Annotated in this window: 1 protein-coding gene; it reads right to left on the bottom strand. The window is 37.7% G+C overall.

Annotation, left to right across the window (positions count from 1 at the left end; all coding sequences use genetic code 11):
• Positions 1 to 854 precede the first annotated feature (854 nt).
• On the bottom strand, positions 855 to 1,880 hold the full coding sequence (locus ACQKCG_RS13820) for a purine-nucleoside phosphorylase (protein ID WP_201555989.1): 1,026 nt from the start codon (positions 1,878 to 1,880) through the stop codon (positions 855 to 857).
• Positions 1,881 to 2,481: the final 601 nt, after the last annotated feature.

Below are 2,481 nucleotides of genomic sequence, written 5' to 3'. Positions count from 1 at the left end.
ATGGTAGTGTGGTTCGCCCATGTGAGAGTAGGTCATCGTCAGCTCTCTATTCTGAAATATCCCCCGACATTAGCTTGTCGGGGGATTTTCTTTGTATATATCTTTTATTCTTAGTGACCTACGTAGCAATTCCTATTTAAAAGTGAGCAAGGAGTAATGACTGTCTGGGAGACAGTCGTCGGCAGCGCAAGACAAGAGCTGTGCTCGTAGCTAGCTATTCTTTGCCTTAACGGCGCTCTTCTCGTTCGTCAACTTTCTATACCTAGATAAAGCCCCCGACGCTCACGCGTTGGGGGCTTTCTTTGGCTAACATTGAAAATTATTTTGCCAATGCTACAACGTATATGCGAACATTACTACTGACAGAATCACAGATACTTTCATTACGTATGTACTATTTTAAAGCGAAACCCGTGCCCTAAGATGAAAGGAATATCTATCACTAGGCAAGACTATGCCGTTAAATCTAACCAAATGTATTAGATTATAATTAGACAACAGAATCTATGAGCGACAAATCACATAACAGTATTCGCTATCATATCTTTGATATAGTTGATGAGGACAGCTATGAAGTATTAGGAAGGGATATTGGAACTGATTGGCTTTGCAAAAATCTTTATATTAAATAGAGGTCTATATCAAGGATGAATCTTATAGCTTACTTAATCGTATGTTATCTAACGAGCTTAAGCGGATCAAGGGCTTAATCATTTTCTAATGAAGCTATACTGATAGTAGAGCTATAAGCCATAGCAGTTCCTAGAATGAGCGTAAACCCACTCTAGAAACTACTTACTGATTGCTAACTATTAACTGTCTGTTTTACTACTTAAAATTTATCTTGGAGTTTTTTATTCTTCTTTGAATTTTGGCACACCTTTTTCCCAGACATCCCAGTTATCAACGATGTGATCGACAGTTTTTGATCCTACTAGCACGATATTTTCTACTGTTTCTGCAAAGCCACCAGCTGTTGCCCCTGGCGCTGGATCTAGATGTTGAAGCGTGGTCTCATTTGGATTACCTTGGTCAAAATTCACTGCGCCACGTAAGCTCATGATGCGTTCAATACCTACCGTTCTGTTAAGTACTTGTGCTATTGCAGCGGCTTCCATTTCAGTGATAATGTAATCATCTGCGTTATACAATTCAGCTATATATTGCGCTTGTTTAGACAACCCTGGTCCATGAAAAAAGGTATCTCCTGTCATATGAGTGCCTACGGTGATAGCTGGGCTCCGTCGTGCTGCTGCATCAGGATATTTCATTCGATAGGCGCTGGCTTCTTTTGAGTCTTTTAAGGCAACTGACTGGCTTAGATGTAGATTCCATTTTAGCAGTTCAGAGCTAAGTTGATAGCGGCGAATATCTTCATAGCCTTTGCGTGGTGTAAACGTAGGTGCGCCTTTTTCACCTTCTTCAGCTTTCCAGCGGTGACCTAAGTCATAATCTACGAGCCAAGACGCCCAGCTTACATCACCTATCGTGCCTTTACTCGGTGGTGTTCCTGCGACACCACTTAGAACGAAGTAGCTTTTGCTAAAGTCAAATTTGGGAGAAAGTGTGATTGCTTGCATGGACGCTGAAGACCCTACTTTACCCATCCCTAATACCGAACCACAGACACCTTCTGAATTACAATAAACTGGGCTATGGGCACCTTCTACTTTTATAGGCTTACTATCTGTAAAATATTGATTATACCAATGCTGAAATTCGCCTGCTTTATCCCCACTATTTTCACCAATTTCAAACATCGCTGCGATAAATACCTTCACTTGGATTTTATCTTGATGAGTTTCAGCTTGTGCATTACTGCAAAGTATGAATATCATGGTAAAAATAGATAAATGAAAAAAATGTTTTTTTATAAACATATGGGACGCCTATTTAAAGTATTTGAGTCTGGATTTATAATTTAATTAGCAATAACTAAAAAATTCGCTAAAACTAAATAAATGCTTATATATCCAATACAGAATAGCATAATTTTTAGATAGGCTGGAGCGTTCGGCCAGTGTAGAGGGTAGGTCAAAAGGTTTTGGTTGGAATAGATTTTCCTTTTTTACTGTTTTTATTTAACTATTTACGCTGTGCAGTTATATTTTTCGATAAAAAATTTCTGCTAGTGACTATTGGACTGGACCTTCATTGTTATGTGGCACTTAATAGCGACTCATACTATTTATGCTTTTCGTTATTTTAGGGCTTACTGATACTACTTTTAGGTTATCGGATATATATTTCAGTGTGTAGTAGAAAAAAGACATTTTTTCTACTACACATTCTAGCCTTCTTTTTTGTTTGGGGGTTACCTACTTACTACGATATTTTCTAAAGAAATGAAAACAATGTTATTTGTCAAAAATTAAAATAATAAACTCATATAGTCACCTGACCACAAAAATGTTATAAAATAAATCAACTAAACGATTACCACAATAAATAACCATGACTTACTCCCTAGATTATCGCAAA

Source organism: Psychrobacter sp. NPDC078929, from assembly GCF_050267985.1.
Taxonomy (GTDB): Bacteria; Pseudomonadota; Gammaproteobacteria; order Pseudomonadales; family Moraxellaceae; genus Psychrobacter.
The sequence above is the reverse complement of the archived record's forward strand: the minus strand, read 5'-3'. Positions and strand labels throughout refer to the sequence as shown.

Excerpts from the sequence above, each read along its gene's own strand:
- ACQKCG_RS13820 (WP_201555989.1), bottom strand. The coding sequence starts at position 1,880 with ATGTTTATAAAAAAACATTTTTTTCATTTATCTATTTTTACCATGATA.